This is a genomic window from Rhodothermales bacterium, assembly GCA_017643395.1.
Taxonomy (GTDB): Bacteria; Bacteroidota; Rhodothermia; order Rhodothermales; family UBA10348; genus JABDJZ01.
The window spans coordinates 197,636-211,692 of the sequence record JAEPNP010000006.1; the positions used below are offsets into that span (position 1 = coordinate 197,636).

General features: G+C 63.6%; 13 protein-coding genes. 4 read left to right on the plus strand and 9 right to left on the minus strand.

Translation table 11 applies throughout. The features are described from left to right. Positions 1 to 68: 68 nt before the first annotated feature. The 8 genes from JJ896_17035 to pyrR form a co-directional block, all read right to left on the minus strand. Positions 69 to 1,073 (minus strand): 3'(2'),5'-bisphosphate nucleotidase, encoded by a 1,005-nt coding sequence (locus JJ896_17035; GenBank protein ID MBO6781365.1) that lies wholly within the window; start codon positions 1,071 to 1,073, stop codon positions 69 to 71. Further along, positions 1,060 to 1,509: a type I restriction enzyme HsdR N-terminal domain-containing protein gene (locus JJ896_17040; GenBank protein ID MBO6781366.1), complete on the minus strand. Its 450-nt coding sequence runs from the start codon at positions 1,507 to 1,509 to the stop codon at positions 1,060 to 1,062. Before JJ896_17040 ends, JJ896_17035 begins: the two co-directional genes overlap by 14 nt. Next, positions 1,502 to 2,617, minus strand: a complete 1,116-nt coding sequence (locus tag JJ896_17045) for a hypothetical protein (GenBank protein ID MBO6781367.1) — start codon at positions 2,615 to 2,617, stop codon at positions 1,502 to 1,504. The genes JJ896_17040 and JJ896_17045 overlap by 8 nt, the downstream gene beginning before the upstream one ends. Next, the gene (locus JJ896_17050; protein MBO6781368.1) at positions 2,610 to 5,111 is read right to left on the minus strand and encodes an FtsX-like permease family protein; all 2,502 of its coding nucleotides are present in this window, start codon (positions 5,109 to 5,111) and stop codon (positions 2,610 to 2,612) included. The genes JJ896_17045 and JJ896_17050 overlap by 8 nt, the downstream gene beginning before the upstream one ends. After that, a complete protein-coding gene (locus JJ896_17055) occupies positions 5,108 to 5,800 on the minus strand; it encodes an ABC transporter ATP-binding protein (GenBank protein ID MBO6781369.1) in 693 nt (230 codons plus the stop codon). The genes JJ896_17050 and JJ896_17055 overlap by 4 nt, the downstream gene beginning before the upstream one ends. 117 nt (positions 5,801 to 5,917) lie before the next feature. Further along, a complete protein-coding gene (gene gdhA, locus JJ896_17060) occupies positions 5,918 to 7,267 on the minus strand; it encodes an NADP-specific glutamate dehydrogenase (GenBank protein ID MBO6781370.1) in 1,350 nt (449 codons plus the stop codon). Between the two features lie 183 nt (positions 7,268 to 7,450). Next, positions 7,451 to 8,404: an aspartate carbamoyltransferase catalytic subunit gene (locus JJ896_17065; protein MBO6781371.1), complete on the minus strand. Its 954-nt coding sequence runs from the start codon at positions 8,402 to 8,404 to the stop codon at positions 7,451 to 7,453. Then, positions 8,404 to 8,985, minus strand: coding sequence for a bifunctional pyr operon transcriptional regulator/uracil phosphoribosyltransferase PyrR (gene pyrR / locus JJ896_17070; GenBank protein MBO6781372.1), 582 nt, complete (start codon positions 8,983 to 8,985; stop codon positions 8,404 to 8,406). The genes JJ896_17065 and pyrR overlap by 1 nt, the downstream gene beginning before the upstream one ends. Before the next feature lie 146 nt (positions 8,986 to 9,131). On the opposite strand from pyrR, the gene JJ896_17075 reads away from it, so the two are divergent. The 4 genes from JJ896_17075 to JJ896_17090 are packed head-to-tail and all read left to right on the plus strand — an operon-like array spanning position 9,132 to position 13,707. After that, positions 9,132 to 10,064 (plus strand): DUF58 domain-containing protein, encoded by a 933-nt coding sequence (locus JJ896_17075; GenBank protein ID MBO6781373.1) that lies wholly within the window; start codon positions 9,132 to 9,134, stop codon positions 10,062 to 10,064. A gap of 4 nt (positions 10,065 to 10,068) precedes the next feature. After that, positions 10,069 to 11,799: a M28 family peptidase gene (locus JJ896_17080; protein MBO6781374.1), complete on the plus strand. Its 1,731-nt coding sequence runs from the start codon at positions 10,069 to 10,071 to the stop codon at positions 11,797 to 11,799. Between the two features lie 2 nt (positions 11,800 to 11,801). Further along, positions 11,802 to 13,004 carry an amidohydrolase gene (locus JJ896_17085; GenBank protein MBO6781375.1) on the plus strand — a complete coding sequence of 401 codons (1,203 nt, stop codon included), beginning with the start codon at positions 11,802 to 11,804 and terminating at the stop codon, positions 13,002 to 13,004. A 1-nt stretch (position 13,005) separates the two neighbouring features. Then, positions 13,006 to 13,707 (plus strand): DUF2461 domain-containing protein, encoded by a 702-nt coding sequence (locus JJ896_17090; GenBank protein MBO6781376.1) that lies wholly within the window; start codon positions 13,006 to 13,008, stop codon positions 13,705 to 13,707. 39 nt (positions 13,708 to 13,746) lie between these two features. Here JJ896_17090 and JJ896_17095 read toward each other — a convergent pair whose 3' ends face one another. Continuing rightward, a complete protein-coding gene (locus tag JJ896_17095; protein ID MBO6781377.1) occupies positions 13,747 to 14,013 on the minus strand; it encodes a NifU family protein in 267 nt (88 codons plus the stop codon). Positions 14,014 to 14,057: the final 44 nt, after the last annotated feature.

The window sequence follows — 14,057 nt, forward strand, 5'->3', positions numbered from 1 at the left end:
GGCGCGACCCAGGCCCCGCGCATTCTGACGGTCTGTCGCCGAGCCTGATCGTCGAGCCCGGGCCGCTCCTAGGGCACGGGCTTCAGTCCGATTCCCTCCCGCTCGAGGGCCGCCAGCACGGGGTCATGAAGGTGGCCGTTGGTCGCTACCACGCCCGTATTGGTTTTCAGGAAGGCCCCGTAGCCGAAGTCGAGTGCGTTGCCGAACACATCGGTGACCCGCCCACCACTCTCCGAAACGACCAGGGACCCCGCCGCGTGGTCCCAGATACGCTCTGTATACGCCTTGCGCACCGGCAGTCGCATGTACATGTCCGCCTGCCCGCGGGCTACCAGGGCGTATTTGGCCTGGCTATCCATGCGCACAGGTGGCCTGGAAATACCCAACGTCGCCTGGACCCGCGCCGAGTCGGTGTGCGAGCTGTGACCCGATTCCACCGACTCCGCCAATCGCGCTTCGCGGGGAGTTCGCGCCTCGGTGACGGAAATCCGACGGGCGCGGGACAGGTCGCCGAGTGGAGCCTCCCAGGTCCCGGCCCCTGACACCGCCCACTGGACCACCCCGGCCCCGTCAGCCCCGGGGAGAGCAGGACAGGCCAGGGCCGCGACCACGGGTCGATTGCCTTCGATGAGGGCCAGTGCCACGGCGTACTGGTCGCCCCGCAGGAACCCCTTGGTCCCGTCGATGGGATCCAGCGTCCAGAACCGCGGCCGGGCCTCCTGCAGTGCTCCCCGATCGATCCAGTGCAGCACGGATTCGGCCGTCGCGTCCGCGACGACTCCGCGCACGAAGTGCGTGACACGCTCTAGCACCGCCTGGTGGCCGTCCCTGCGCAGGGCGTCGGCGGATTCCTCTGCGATCACCGGGTCATCCGGAAGAGCGACCTCCAGCGTCCGACACACCACGGCCTGACTTCCGAAGTCCGCAATCGTTACCGGGCTCCGGTCACCTTTCTCCAGTGTGTCTGGCCTGGTGGAGGCCCGAACGGCCTCTGTCAGTGCTGCTGCCGCCTGGACGGCGGCGAGCGCGGCCTTCAGTTCCTCGGCGTGGTGGCCGGGATCAAGAGGATTCAATGTCGGGATACTCGGGGAATTGAGGCACGAACGCGTACCGGTCGCCGACACGCTCCGCACAGTACAGGGACATACCGTTCGTCACGGCAATGTAACGCGGCTTCAATTCCCGGGCATAGCGTGCGACCTGGTCGAGGGAGGACTGTGCAAGCCTCACGTCGGGCGCCTTGCACTCCACCACCATCCATCTGGAGCCGTCCCGGGCATACACGGTGACGTCTGTGCGCCGCGCGCCGGCATGCGAATGATGCGCCTTCTCAACCGACAGCAACCCGTGGGGAGCCCGGGCCCTCTGCAGCAGGAAATGCATGGTGTGCTGGCGCACCCACTCCTCGGGAGTCAGCACCACCCATCTGCGGCGTACCAGATCCAGCACCCGGCCATCCCTGATACGCAGTTCCGGCTGCTCCAACCGTAACGCGGGACGGTTACTCATCAGGCTCATATCCCGTCATCTCCACATAGCCCCTCCCGGAAACTGCGCGCCCACGCGACGTGCCGCCAACCCTGACCATGCCCTCCCAGTAGCGAATCGAGGTTTGTAACTCCTGATCATTCTGTGCGGACTCTATTTCGAGGGCGATGTCGGCTTCAGGGGCCGTCAGCCTCCATGCTACCGGATACCTCGCGCCAGACCTCGGGCTGGTCCAGAACCGCGTCGCTTCCAGGACCGCCGATCCCGCATCGAACGCCTGGCGGCGGCCGCTCGGGTCAATCAGGCTCCCGTCCACGTAGTCGAGGCTGTCCGAGCGCAGGCGGAAATACATCAGGTCGTAGCCGTCGTCCAGTTGCAAAGCGAACCAGTCCCACCCCGCCTGGTCGCGTGAGAGTAAGGACGTGCTCCATTCGCGGTCAAACCACGAAAAGCCACTCACGGCGAGGCTGTCGCCGTCCACCACCATGAGCCCGTCCGTCTCGATCCGGGTTATGGCGTAATAGTGGGACGCCTGCCCATCGTCCCGCCCCTTCGGGCTGTATCCCTGTTCTCCCTGAAGCACGATCGGTTTGAGGGGCCGCAGGTTGAGACTGAGCCCTCCCGTGCCGCCGAACGCATGGAGCTTCAGCGTGCTGAGTTCGGGGTCTGCGGTAAATCGCCAGTCCTCGACCCATACGTTCACCGAGTCGGTCACCGACGCTCCAGCCAATCCGGCAGCTCCACGTGCGAGCCGCTCCATGCTGACAAATTCCTCTTTGTCCGGACGGGACAGTGCGAGATGCGCGCTGTACAGCTGGTTCGTTGACCATCCTGTCGGGTAGCTCTCCTGGCCCCCCGGCGCAAGTGCATTTCGGAAAATGGTGAACTGATAGCCCAGCTGCTCTCCGTCCTCCGTATCCACATTGCCGGTGAAGTACCACCATTCCAGGAAAAAGTCCGGGTGCGGACCGTGATCACCGGGGAAATCCAATCGGTAGTCGGGCTTCGCCCTGGCAAAGCCGGTCGTGTCTACCGACAGCGCCTCTGTGATGGAGATGGACGGCAGGGGACTGGGTGAATCACAGGCCGCCAGACACAGCACAAGCGCAAACAGGGAGAGGCTACGCATGGGGTCCCTTGAGTCGAGAGGCGAGAGAGGCGCGCGATGCCGCCCGAGCCGGAATCCACCCGGCGGCAAGTGCCGCCACGATGGAGACCACCACCGCCTGCAGGAGAATGACGGGGTCCACACTGAAGTCGAGCGTCCACCCGAAGGACCGGCGATTGATGACATAAACGAGTCCGGCAGCCAGGGCGATGCCGAGCGGAATGGAAAGTAGCCCGGCGAAAGCGCCCATGAGGCCGCTTTGCAGCAGCATTACCCGTTGGAGGGCTCCCCGGCGCAATCCGACGGCCCGTTGTACCGCAAACTCCCAGGAGCGCTCCAGCTGGATGGCGGCAAGCGCGCTGATCACCCCGATGACGGCTACAATGAGCGCCAAAGCACGCAGGACCCATGTGATGGCGAACGTGCGGTCGAAGATTTCGAGTGAGGCGTCCCGAAGAGCGCGATTGGAACTGACGATCAGCCCCTGTATGCCAGCCGTCTCTTCCCGAACGCGAGTGACCATGGCCTCCGGGTCGACTCCTGGCTCCAGGTACAATGCAATGCCGTTGTAGGTGGTGTCATCGAAGGACCGCTCGTACGCAGCCCTTTCCATCAATACGACGCCCATGTCGGATCCGTAATCCACATACTCGGCGACCGCGCGCACAACCTGAGGCCCCGTCTCGGTCTGCACTTCCAGAGTATCGCCTGCGCCGGTCCCGGTCCGGAATGCGTACGGCTCCGAGACAAAGACGTCTCCGCCGGCAAAGGCGGCCCATGGATCGTCGACCGTGGTCTCCGTGAACCGATAGGCGGCTCTGCCTTGGGGTCCCGACTCAATCACGACAAGTGCGACCGGTCCATCCGAGGTTTCGACGTCGACCCGCCGGACACCATACGACGCCTCCACACCCTCCATACCGCGCATGACGGCTATCGCTTCCGGGGCGACGACGCCTCCTCCCAGCCGGAGCACAGAGCCCGGAGCGCGGATGTAGAGATCTGCCCGCAGCGTGGTCCCCAGCCATTCCTGAACGGTCCCGCGAAAGCTGTCCACCATTACCCCGACGCCCACGGCGGCGGCCACCGAGACCGCGAGTGCCACCGTGGCAATCGAAGTGCGACTCAGGTGCTCCCGAATCCCGCCGACCGCCATGCGAACAGGAAGTCCTCCTCCGAAGCGTCGTGCTCCGGCTGCGAGGCCCCGGACGAGCGCTGGACCAGTCAGTGCGAATGAGACGATCAGAAGCAAGAGTCCGAGATAACCACCAGCCACTCCTGCGGGCAGCACCAGCACGACGATGGACAGCCCACCAAGCACCGCACCCCAGCGGGCCATGCCTGCGATCCCAGCAGCAAATCGATCTTCTTCGTCAGAACGTCGCAGGGCATCTGCTGCCGGCACCGAGGCCGCCGCGCGGGCAGGAACCCACGCCGAACCCAGGCTCGCAGCAAGTCCCACCACTAGTGACTTGCCCACCTGCCAGCCGTCCAGACCCACCTCCCGCACATTCACCACGAAGTACAGGTCGTTGATGGCTCGGGTGACCAGGCGTACCAAGCCCTCACCGAGTGCGGCTCCGAGTCCCAGTCCGACCACGCTGCCGACCAGCCCCAACGCAGCGGCCTCCATGAGCACGGAGCCCTGAACGAGTGTCCTGGATACACCCGTCGCCCTGAGCCTGCTGTAAACCGGCCGCCGCTGCACGACGGAGAAGCTCATGATGTTGTAGATCAGGAACATGCCGACCACAAGCGCCAGGTAGCTCAGTGCCTGCAGGTTGGTTTCGAACGCAGCGGTCATCTGCCCCAGCGCGTTGCTCCGCGATTCCGGCCGCTCAAGCCGAATGCCGGGGCCGGCAAGTGCCTCAATTTCCCGGGCCCCGTCATCGGTTGTAATGAGATCTATCCGGCTCAACTGATCGCCCAGCCCAAGCACCCGCTGCGCCGTGGCAACATCCGCCACCATCAGGTCCGACCAACCCTGTCTGCCTGCCTCCTCGTCCGGCCTCACCACGCCTGCGACCGCCAGCGTGAACGACCTTCCCGCCGCGTCCACTGTGACCGAGTCTGTTCCGGCAAGCACTGCCAAGCCTCCGGCGGAGAGCACGACCGCGTCAGACCCGACCATCAGCCGGCCGGGTTCTGGAAAACCCGGCAATGAGCGGCCGGGAGCCGTCGCAGCCAGAGGGTCGATGCCAAGCAGCCGGAACGTGCCGGCGGCGGTGCGCACATACCCTTCGGCAACGGGTGCCACGTCCCGAATCCCGTGCCGAACGCGCAGGGTTCGGTACACCTCGCTCTCGACCGTTCCGTCGGCACCAGTCAGATAATGCGTGGTGCGGCCGGCCACCGTTTCTGCCGACAACTCAAATGCGCGATTGGCCGAACTCACCGCCAGATCGACGCCGGTGATCATGGCAACACCGACGGCAATTCCGACCACGGACATCACCAACTGGAGCCGGTGTCCGGCGAAATAACGTCCCGCCGCAATGGCCAGCAGCCGAATCACGCCGCTCTTCCCTCCTGCTCATGGAGCAGACCGCCGTGCAGACGCACAACCCGGTCCGAGATGCGCAGGAAATCGGTGTCGTGGGTTACCACAAGCATGCTGACGCCTCGCTCCCGAACCATGCCGTGCAGGAGATCCATGATTTCGCGTCCGGTCTCGTAGTCAAGGTTGCCCGTGGGCTCGTCGGCCAACACCAGTCGCGGCTCATGAATCAGCGCGCGGGCGATGGCCACTCGCTGCTGCTCGCCTCCGGAGAGCCTGTCCGGCCTGGCAGTCCCACGGTCGCCGAGGCCTACCTGCTGCAACATCATCCCTGCGGCTTCGGATGCTTCCCTGAGCGATTTGCCCGCAAGGACGAGCGGCAAGCTCAGATTCTCTGCGGCGGTCAGGGTAGGGATGAGATTGAATGCCTGAAACACGAATCCCATCGATCGTGCACGCAGGTCGGTGCGCGCATCGTCGTCCAGCTTGCCGAGGTCTTGACCCGCCACGCTTACGGTACCCCCGTCCGCGACGTCGAGACCCCCGATCAGATTCAGCAGCGTACTCTTCCCGGCCCCGCTCCTGCCGAGTAGCGCCGTGAAGGCTCCCGGGGCCATCTCGAGGGACGCGCCTCGCAGGATGTCGCGGCGGCGCCCTCCCTCCACAAAGTGCTTGCGCACGGACTCCAGCTTGAGAATCGGTTCCATGCGGGTGTCACGCCGCCCGGAGAGGGCGGTTCACCCGGCCAGGGGTTCTCATGGCCGCTTCACGGCCGCCTCAGCCGCCGGTCGATGCGCGCCGACGTCTGGGAGAGGTCTCGCGGCCTAGACTGCTCCGTACGCCAGCATCGCGTTGGCCACCTTCACGAATCCGCCCACGTTCGCTCCACGCGCGTAGTCCACGTAGTCGTCACTCTCCCGGCCGTATTCGACGCAGGTCTCGTGGATGTTGGACATGATCTCCTTCAACTTGGTGTCAACCTGCTCCCGGGTCCATTGCAGACGCATCGAGTTCTGGGTCATCTCCAGGCCGGAAATGGCAACGCCTCCCGCATTGGCCGCCTTGCCGGGCCCGAACAACAGCTGGGCATCCTCGAAGATTTTTGCAGCCTCGGCCGTTGTGGGCATGTTGGCGCCTTCTGACACCAGAATGCATCCGTTGTCTACCAGGGCTTCCGCGTCCTCCTCGGAAATCTCGTTCTGCGTTGCCGATGGAAAGGCCAGCTCGCCGCCGGCGTGCCATGGCCGCTTGCCCTCATGGTACTCGACCCCGTACTCCTCGGCGAACTCGGATATCCGACCGCGACGCTGGTTCTTGAGCTCCATGATGAATTCGAGCTTTTCCCTGTCGATGCCTTCGGGGTCATACACGAACCCGGAGGAATCCGACATGGTCAGGACTTTGCCTCCCAACTCGATAAGCTTCTCTACCGTGTACTGCGCCACATTGCCGGAGCCCGAGACGAGGCAGGTGTGGCCCTCGATGTCCTTTGCCTGCGTGGCCAGCATTTCGCGCGCAAAATAGACGGAGCCGTAGCCGGTGGCCTCGGGCCTGATCAGGCTGCCCCCGAATTCCATGCCTTTCCCGGTCAGGGTCCCGGTAAACTCGTTCCGAAGACGTCGATACTGACCAAACAGGTAACCGACCTCCCGGGCGCCGACGCCGATATCCCCTGCCGGCACATCCACGTTCTTGCCGATGTGCCTGAACAGTTCGGACATGAAGCTCTGGCAGAAGCGCATCACCTCGTTGTCGCTCTTGCCTTTCGGATCGAAGTCACTTCCGCCTTTCCCGCCTCCCATGGGTAGTGTGGTAAGGCTGTTCTTCAGGATCTGCTCAAACGCCAGGAACTTCAGAATCCCGAGGTTTACGCTGGGATGAAACCTCAGCCCGCCCTTGTACGGACCGATCGCCCCGTTGAACTGCACGCGGTAGCCGCGATTCACCTGGATCTGGCCATTATCGTCGACCCAGGTCACCCTGAACATCATCACGCGGTCCGGTTCGGTCATGCGCTCGAGAATGCGCGCGTCCCGGTATTCGGGGTGCTTCGCAAGGAACGGCCACAGCTTTTCGGCCACCTCCTTGACCGCCTGGTGGAATTCAGCCTCTCCCGGATTGCGGTGTTTGACGGCATCCAAGAACGTTTCCAGGCGGTCCTGCTTCACTTCCATGGCCCCAAGGGATGGTTTGGAGGGATGTCCTGACTGGAAGCGCTTCCAATCCGACGCACAAACGGTACGCGCCCGCAGCGCATCGGGTCAACCCCTGAACGACGAATCGACTGAACTGCGATCAAAGGGCACTGCGGTCCAGGGGCACTGCGTCGCAGGCCACCGCTACCACATCCTCAGAACCTACCCTTCGGCCGAGCTCTGACGTCCTGACAGCAGGTAGAGCACTGCCATGCGGACCGCCACACCGTTGGTCACCTGGTTCAGGATGACTGCGCGCTCGTGATCCACCACGTCGGAGGCCAACTCCACGCCGCGGTTGACGGGCCCGGGGTGCATGACGATGAGGTCCTTGTACCGGTCGATGTGCTCGCGGGTAATTCCGAAGCGTTCGTGGTATTCCCGCACGCTGGGGAACAGCTGCCTGCCCTGTCGCTCCAACTGAATCCGAAGTGCCATCGCGACATCGGCACCCTCCAGCGCCTCATCCAGTCGGTGCGTAATGCGGACAGGCGCATCGACCATATCGGCGACCTGAGGCGGCAGCAGCGTCGGCGGTCCGCAGAGCGTGATCTCCGCGCCAAGCGCCGCCAACGCATAGATGTTGGACCGGGCCACGCGGGAAAACAGAATGTCCCCGAGAATGCTGACCTTGAGCCCCCTGAACTCCGGGTAGTGATCAGAGATTGTCAGCGTGTCGAGCAACGCCTGCGTGGGATGCTCGTGGGAGCCGTCCCCCGCATTGATAACGGCGGCGTCCACGCACCGTGTAAGGAACTGCGGCGCCCCGGGCGACCGGTGCCGGATGACGACCATGTCGATCTTCATCGCCTCGATGGTGCGGGCGGTGTCCTTGAGGGTTTCCCCCTTGGAAACCGAAGAGCCCGACGCCGAGAAGTTGACCGTGTCCGCGGAGAGCCGCTTCTCAGCCAACTCGAAGCTCACTCGGGTTCGGGTGGAAGCCTCAAAAAAAAGATTGACAACCGTCACGCCCCGCAGGGAGGGCACACGACGGATGGGGCGATTCAGCACCTCCCGAAACTCGCGCGCCGTAGCGAGGATCAGCTTGATCTCGGCCGCCGAATAGCCCTGGAGACCAAGCAGGTGACGATGCTGCAACTGCTCCGCGATCTCCACTAGCGACCTCCTCCGGCTTTGGGGTTTTCAACCAGCCAGACGCCGTCCATGCCGTCACACTCCTTGAGGCGAACCCGAACTTCCTCTCCCGGGAACGTGGGCACATGACGGCCAACGATATCGGCGCGGATGGGCAGTTCGCGCAGACCGCGGTCAACGATGGCCATGAAGTGAACCGCGGACGGGCGGCCCAGGTCCATGAGGGCGTCGAGGGCCGCTCTTACCGTTCGCCCCGTGTAGAGTACATCGTCCACGAGGAAGACCTGGCGCTCCGACAGATCGAACGGAATGCGGGTCTCCCGGATGACGGGCTGCTTGAGACGGAGTCTGAAGTCGTCCCGGTACATGGTCGCATCCAGCACACCCAGCGGAATGTCGATGCCCTCGAACGTGCTGATGCGGTCGTGAATGCGACGGGCCAGATGCACACCGCGCGACTGCATGCCCACCAGGGCCATGGTCGCGGCGGCGTCTGCGCCCGGCGGGACGTGCTCCACAATCTGCTGCGCCATGCGATCCAGGGTGCGTCCCAGATCACGCTCGTCCAGCAGTTGAGCCTTTACGACGTCCCCCGATTCCATACGGGCAATCTACGCACGGAAGTGCCGGTCGTACCCCCTCCCGCACCGTTGAACTTCCGTCAAGACCCCGCTGCTCAAGGGTCTGGTTGTCCGGCGGAACTCCCGTGGACGGCGTGCCTTCCATCGCCTCCTGAAAACCGGACTTCATGGCTGAAACCGATACTGTGCTGCGCTACCTGGACCCGGTCGTGGTGTCCCAGTTGCGCAACATGGAGATGCGGGCCCGTCTGATTGTAGAGGGCTTCATTACAGGACTGCACAAGAGCCCCTATCACGGGTTTTCGGTCGAGTTTGCTGAGCATCGACCCTACAATCCGGGCGATGAGCTTCGTCACGTCGACTGGAAAGTCTACGCCAAGACCGACCGGCACTACGTCAAGCAGTACGAGGAAGAGACCAACCTGCGCCACTACGTGGTGCTGGACACCTCCCCCTCCATGCGGTACCGCGGCTCGGCGGAACTGTCCAAACTGGAGTACGGAGCCTACCTCGCTTCCGCCCTGCACTACCTGATGGTAAAGCAGAAGGATGCCACTGGCCTGATCGGATTCGACGACAGGGTGCACACGCTGCGGCCGCCCCGATCCACCCAGGGCTATCTCCGCCAGTTGCTGACGACTCTGCACGAATTCACCCAGCTGGACAGTTCAGAGTCCCGGACCGGAGCAGCCACCGTGCTCAACGAGGTGGCTGAGAGGATTTCGCGCCGCTCGCTGGTGGTAGTCATCACCGACCTGTTCGAAAACGTCAGTCAGCACGAGGACCTGATGAAGGCCCTCCGCCATCTGCGCTACCGAGGTCACGAAGTCCTGGTGTTCCATGTTCTGGAAAGCGAGACCGAGCGCCGTTTCAGCTTTCCCGATGTGCCCATGCTCTTCAGGGACATGGAGACCGGCGAGGAAATGACCCTGCAGCCGGCACAGATCAAAGAGAACTATCGGGCCGCGGTCGAGGCCTTTTCGGAGCGGTTCCGCAATCGATGCCGCGAGCGCAACATTGATTTCGTTGAGCTCGATACGGCCCAACCCTACAACAAGGCGCTGCTTGCGTATCTGAACAAGCGCGGGCGCCTGGCCTGACGTCATGAAACAACTTCTTCCCCTGCTGACACTCCTGCTGGTGATGCCTGCGCAGGCGCAGGACGCTACCCCGGTGCCCGCCCCCGCCACGACGCCAACGGCAGACGATGCGCCGGACCTCGTGCGATCCTATCAAGAGACCATCTCTGCGTCCGACCTGGCCGCACACCTGTACTTCTTCGCCTCCGACCATTTCGAAGGACGGGAGACGGCTACGAGGGGACAGCGCATGGCGGCTGAGTACCTCGCGGCCCAGTACCGCAAAATGGGCATCACGCCAGCCGGGACAGCGGCGCCGGCCGAAACACCAGGACCCCAGGCATACCTGCAGCCATTTCCGCTTTATGGCCGACGCCAGTCGGGCTCGGAACTCACTGTGCCGGGCGGAAGAACCAGTGTGTTCTCCGCGGCCAACCGTGACGGCCACTCCGTACTCGTGTTCGGGGACACCCCTGAAACCACGGCAGGCGTTGTTTTCGGTGGCCATGGCATTGCGGACGCAGGCCTGGACTACGACGACTTTGCAGCCATGAAGGCAGCCGGTCTCGACTACTCGGACAAATGGTTGATGCTGCTTGCGGACGAACCCATGTCCGATGCCGAAACCAGCCTGATCACCGCAGACGGCACCCCATCACGCTGGTCCTCTTCCCCAAATGTCAAGCTGCGATATCTCTTTCAGTCGGGTTTGCCGAAGGGCGTGCTCCTTATTTCTGACTCCTCCCCGCGCAGTAACGAGGCGCTCATGGCCATCGCCGACGAACGGGCAGCGAGCCTCGGCGGTGTAGGGTCGCTGTCCCTGGAGGAACCCTCGGGCAGCGGGCGTCCCACGCCCCCCATCATGTTGATCTCCTCGGATCTGGCCAACTCGATCCTCGCTCCCTCGGGACGCACGGTGGCCGACATCCGTGACCGGATTGCCGCGGACCGGGCGCCAGTGGTGTTCGACCTTGGAGACGCGGAAGTCTCGGCGACCATCCAGACCGAGACCTACGAGACGTCTTCGGAGAACGTCGTTGCTTTTATCGAAGGATCGGACCCACAGCTTCGCCATGAGGTGGTGGTCGTGTCGTCTCACTACGACCACGTAGGCATGACCGGCCGGCCTGAAGGTGAGGACCAGGTGTTCAACGGTGCCGACGACGATGGCTCGGGCACCGTGGCCGTTCTGGAGATCGCCGAAGCATTCGAGAAGGCCCGTGCGGACGGCCACGGCCCACGGCGCTCCGTGGTATTTCTGAATGTGTCCGGTGAGGAGAAGGGACTGCTCGGAAGCCGGTATTACACGGACGCGGAGCCCATCTTTGACCTGGACAACACGGTGGCCAACCTCAACATCGACATGATCGGCCGTGTTGATCCCACCCACCCGGGCGACAGCGACCACTACGTCTACATTATCGGCTCCAACCTGATCTCGCAGGAACTGCACGACCTGAACGGTCGCATGAACACCCTGCTGGGGACCGATCTGGACCTGAACGAGCGGTTCAATTCCCGCAACGATCCGAACCAATTCTACCGGCGGTCCGACCACTGGAACTTCGGCAAGCACGAGATCCCGTTCATCTTCTTCTTTACCGGGACCCACGAAGACTACCACGGCCCAGGCGACGAGCCCCACAAGATTGAGTATGACCGGCTCGCGACGATCAGCCGACTGATTTTTGCCACGGCCTGGCAGGTGGCCAATCAGGATGCCCGGCCGGCCGTTTCCGGCACCGGGTTCAACTAGACGTGCGGGATCGCATTCAAACACGTGCCCGGGACCTGCTCCCGAACACAATCGCGGTGCGCCGGGACCTTCACCGCCATCCTGAACTGGCGTTCGAGGAGATTCGCACGTCCGGTCTCGTCGCAGAAACCCTCAAGAGCTTCGGCATCCCCGTGCGTCGTGGTCTTGCGCGGACGGGTGTAGTTGGATTCATCGACGGTGCACTGCCGGGACCCTCCCGCATGCTGCGCGCGGACATGGATGCGCTACCGATTCTCGAGGAAAACATCTTCGACTTTGTCTCCACCGTTCCCGGCAAAATGCATGCGTGTGGCCACGACGGGCACACGGCCATGCTGCTGACCGCCGCGCAGATCCTGCAGGAGCTGCGCGAGGAACTGCACGGTTCGGTGCGCCTGATCTTCCAGCCGGCCGAGGAGAAGGTGCCGGGGGGAGCCAAACCCATGATTGAGGACGGCTGCCTCGCTCCGCTGGAGGGACGTCCTTCGGTAGGCACGGCCTTCGGCCAGCACGTCAGGCCGGACCTTCCCTCCGGCACGATCGGGGTGCGGGCAGGCGCCTTCATGGCTGCCTCCGACGAGGTCTTCATCACCATCACGGGCCAGGGCGGGCACGCGGCTGAGCCACACCTGCTACGCTCTGATCCGGTGCACGCAGCCGCTCACGTGATCACCGCGTTGCAGTCTGTCATCAGCCGCAACCGTCCGCCGGACGTGCCTTCGGTGCTGTCCTTCTGCAAGGTAGATGCGGGCGATGCGCCCAACGTCATTCCCGACCGGGTCGTGCTGGGCGGCACCTTCCGATCCATGGATGACACCTGGCGCTTCAGGGGTCATGACCTCATCACGCGAGTGGCCGAGCACACGGCCGCTGCCTTCGGCGCTAAAGCGGACGTTGACATTCACGTGGGCTATCCAACCCTGGTGAACGACCAGGTCCAGGCGACTCGTGTACGCAGGGCGGCCGAGGAGTACGTCGGGCCGGACCACGTGGTGGATCTGGATCGCTGGTACGTGGCCGAAGACTTTGCCTACTATTTGCGCGAGGTGCCCGGGTGCTACTACACCCTGGGCATTCGCAACGAGCCGGAGGGTATCGTGCACGGACTGCACACGCCGCGCATGACCGTGGACGAACCGGCGCTTGCCACAGGAGCTGGTTTCCTGGCCTACCTTGCATGGCACACTGGTGCCAACCCCGACTAAGATGGACACGCTTCCTCCCTTCCCCGGTTTTCGGCCCGAGGCCTTTCAGTTTCTCCGGGACCTGAAGGCAAACAATGAGCGGGACTGGTTCAAGCCAAGGAAGCAGACCTTCGACGACGAGTGCCTCTGGCCGCTTCGCTGCCTGGTCGAGGATGCGGGGCGTGCGGCAACCACCGTTGGCATCCCTCTCCGCGGCGATGCCACCAAATCAGTCTTCCGCATCTATCGGGACACCCGCTTCTCGAAGAACAAGGATCCCTACAAGACCCACCTTGGCGCCGTGCTATCGCGATCCGGATCCCGGAAGGCAAGCGGAGGGCTCTATATCCACGTGGAGCCGGACAACTGCTTCACTGTGGCCGGCTTCTGGCAGCCGGACAAGGACCTGCTGGCAGCCATCCGAGACGACATCGTTGCAGAACCGGACCGCTTTCGTGGCATGATGAATGCGCTGGGCGGACTGGAACTGATGGAATACGGCGGCATGCTCAAGAGACTGCCACGAGGCTATCAAACGGACGATGAGGACATCGGCGAGGCGATCCGACACAAATCGTTCATCGTCACGCAATCCTTCCAGGAGGAGGAGCTGATGGCTCCGGAGTTCACAGGCAGGCTGATCGAGGCCGCGGGCTCCATGCGCTCCATCCTCGATTGGGGATGGCACATCCAGGATCGCCTGAATGGCGGACCGCAGGGCTAGATCCAGCCGACCTCTCCGGCCACGGGCACACTCGGGAGATCAGGCGTAGCTGCCTGCTCCTACGGCCTCAACGCGCATGATTTCCGGTACGGAGCGCCGCACGGCCTGCTCGATCCCGGCTCGCAGGGTCATGGTCGACATGGGACAGGTGCCGCAGGCCCCCAGAAGTTCGAGCTCCGCCACCATGTCCGAGGTAATCCGGCGCAACCGCACCGACCCTCCGTCCGCCATCAGGTAGGGCCGCAACTGATCGAGTGCGGCTTCGACGCGGTCTTCGAGGCTCAGGGACGAGGGCTGCTCAGGCATACGGGGCGAAATCTGGGATGGAATGGGAACGGCTCAACCCGGGG

What these genes read in the sequence shown, in the direction of transcription:
- pyrR (MBO6781372.1), bottom strand. Translation starts at nt 8,985, where the DNA reads ATGGAATCGGGGGACGTCGTAAAGGCTCAACTGCTGGACGAGCGTGAT.
- JJ896_17055 (MBO6781369.1), bottom strand. Translation starts at nt 5,800, where the DNA reads ATGGAACCGATTCTCAAGCTGGAGTCCGTGCGCAAGCACTTTGTGGAG.
- JJ896_17040 (MBO6781366.1), bottom strand. Translation starts at nt 1,509, where the DNA reads ATGAGTAACCGTCCCGCGTTACGGTTGGAGCAGCCGGAACTGCGTATC.
- JJ896_17045 (MBO6781367.1), bottom strand. Translation starts at nt 2,617, where the DNA reads ATGCGTAGCCTCTCCCTGTTTGCGCTTGTGCTGTGTCTGGCGGCCTGT.
- JJ896_17090 (MBO6781376.1), top strand. Translation starts at nt 13,006, where the DNA reads ATGGACACGCTTCCTCCCTTCCCCGGTTTTCGGCCCGAGGCCTTTCAG.
- JJ896_17095 (MBO6781377.1), bottom strand. Translation starts at nt 14,013, where the DNA reads ATGCCTGAGCAGCCCTCGTCCCTGAGCCTCGAAGACCGCGTCGAAGCC.
- JJ896_17075 (MBO6781373.1), top strand. Translation starts at nt 9,132, where the DNA reads ATGGCTGAAACCGATACTGTGCTGCGCTACCTGGACCCGGTCGTGGTG.
- gdhA (MBO6781370.1), bottom strand. Translation starts at nt 7,267, where the DNA reads ATGGAAGTGAAGCAGGACCGCCTGGAAACGTTCTTGGATGCCGTCAAA.
- JJ896_17080 (MBO6781374.1), top strand. Translation starts at nt 10,069, where the DNA reads ATGAAACAACTTCTTCCCCTGCTGACACTCCTGCTGGTGATGCCTGCG.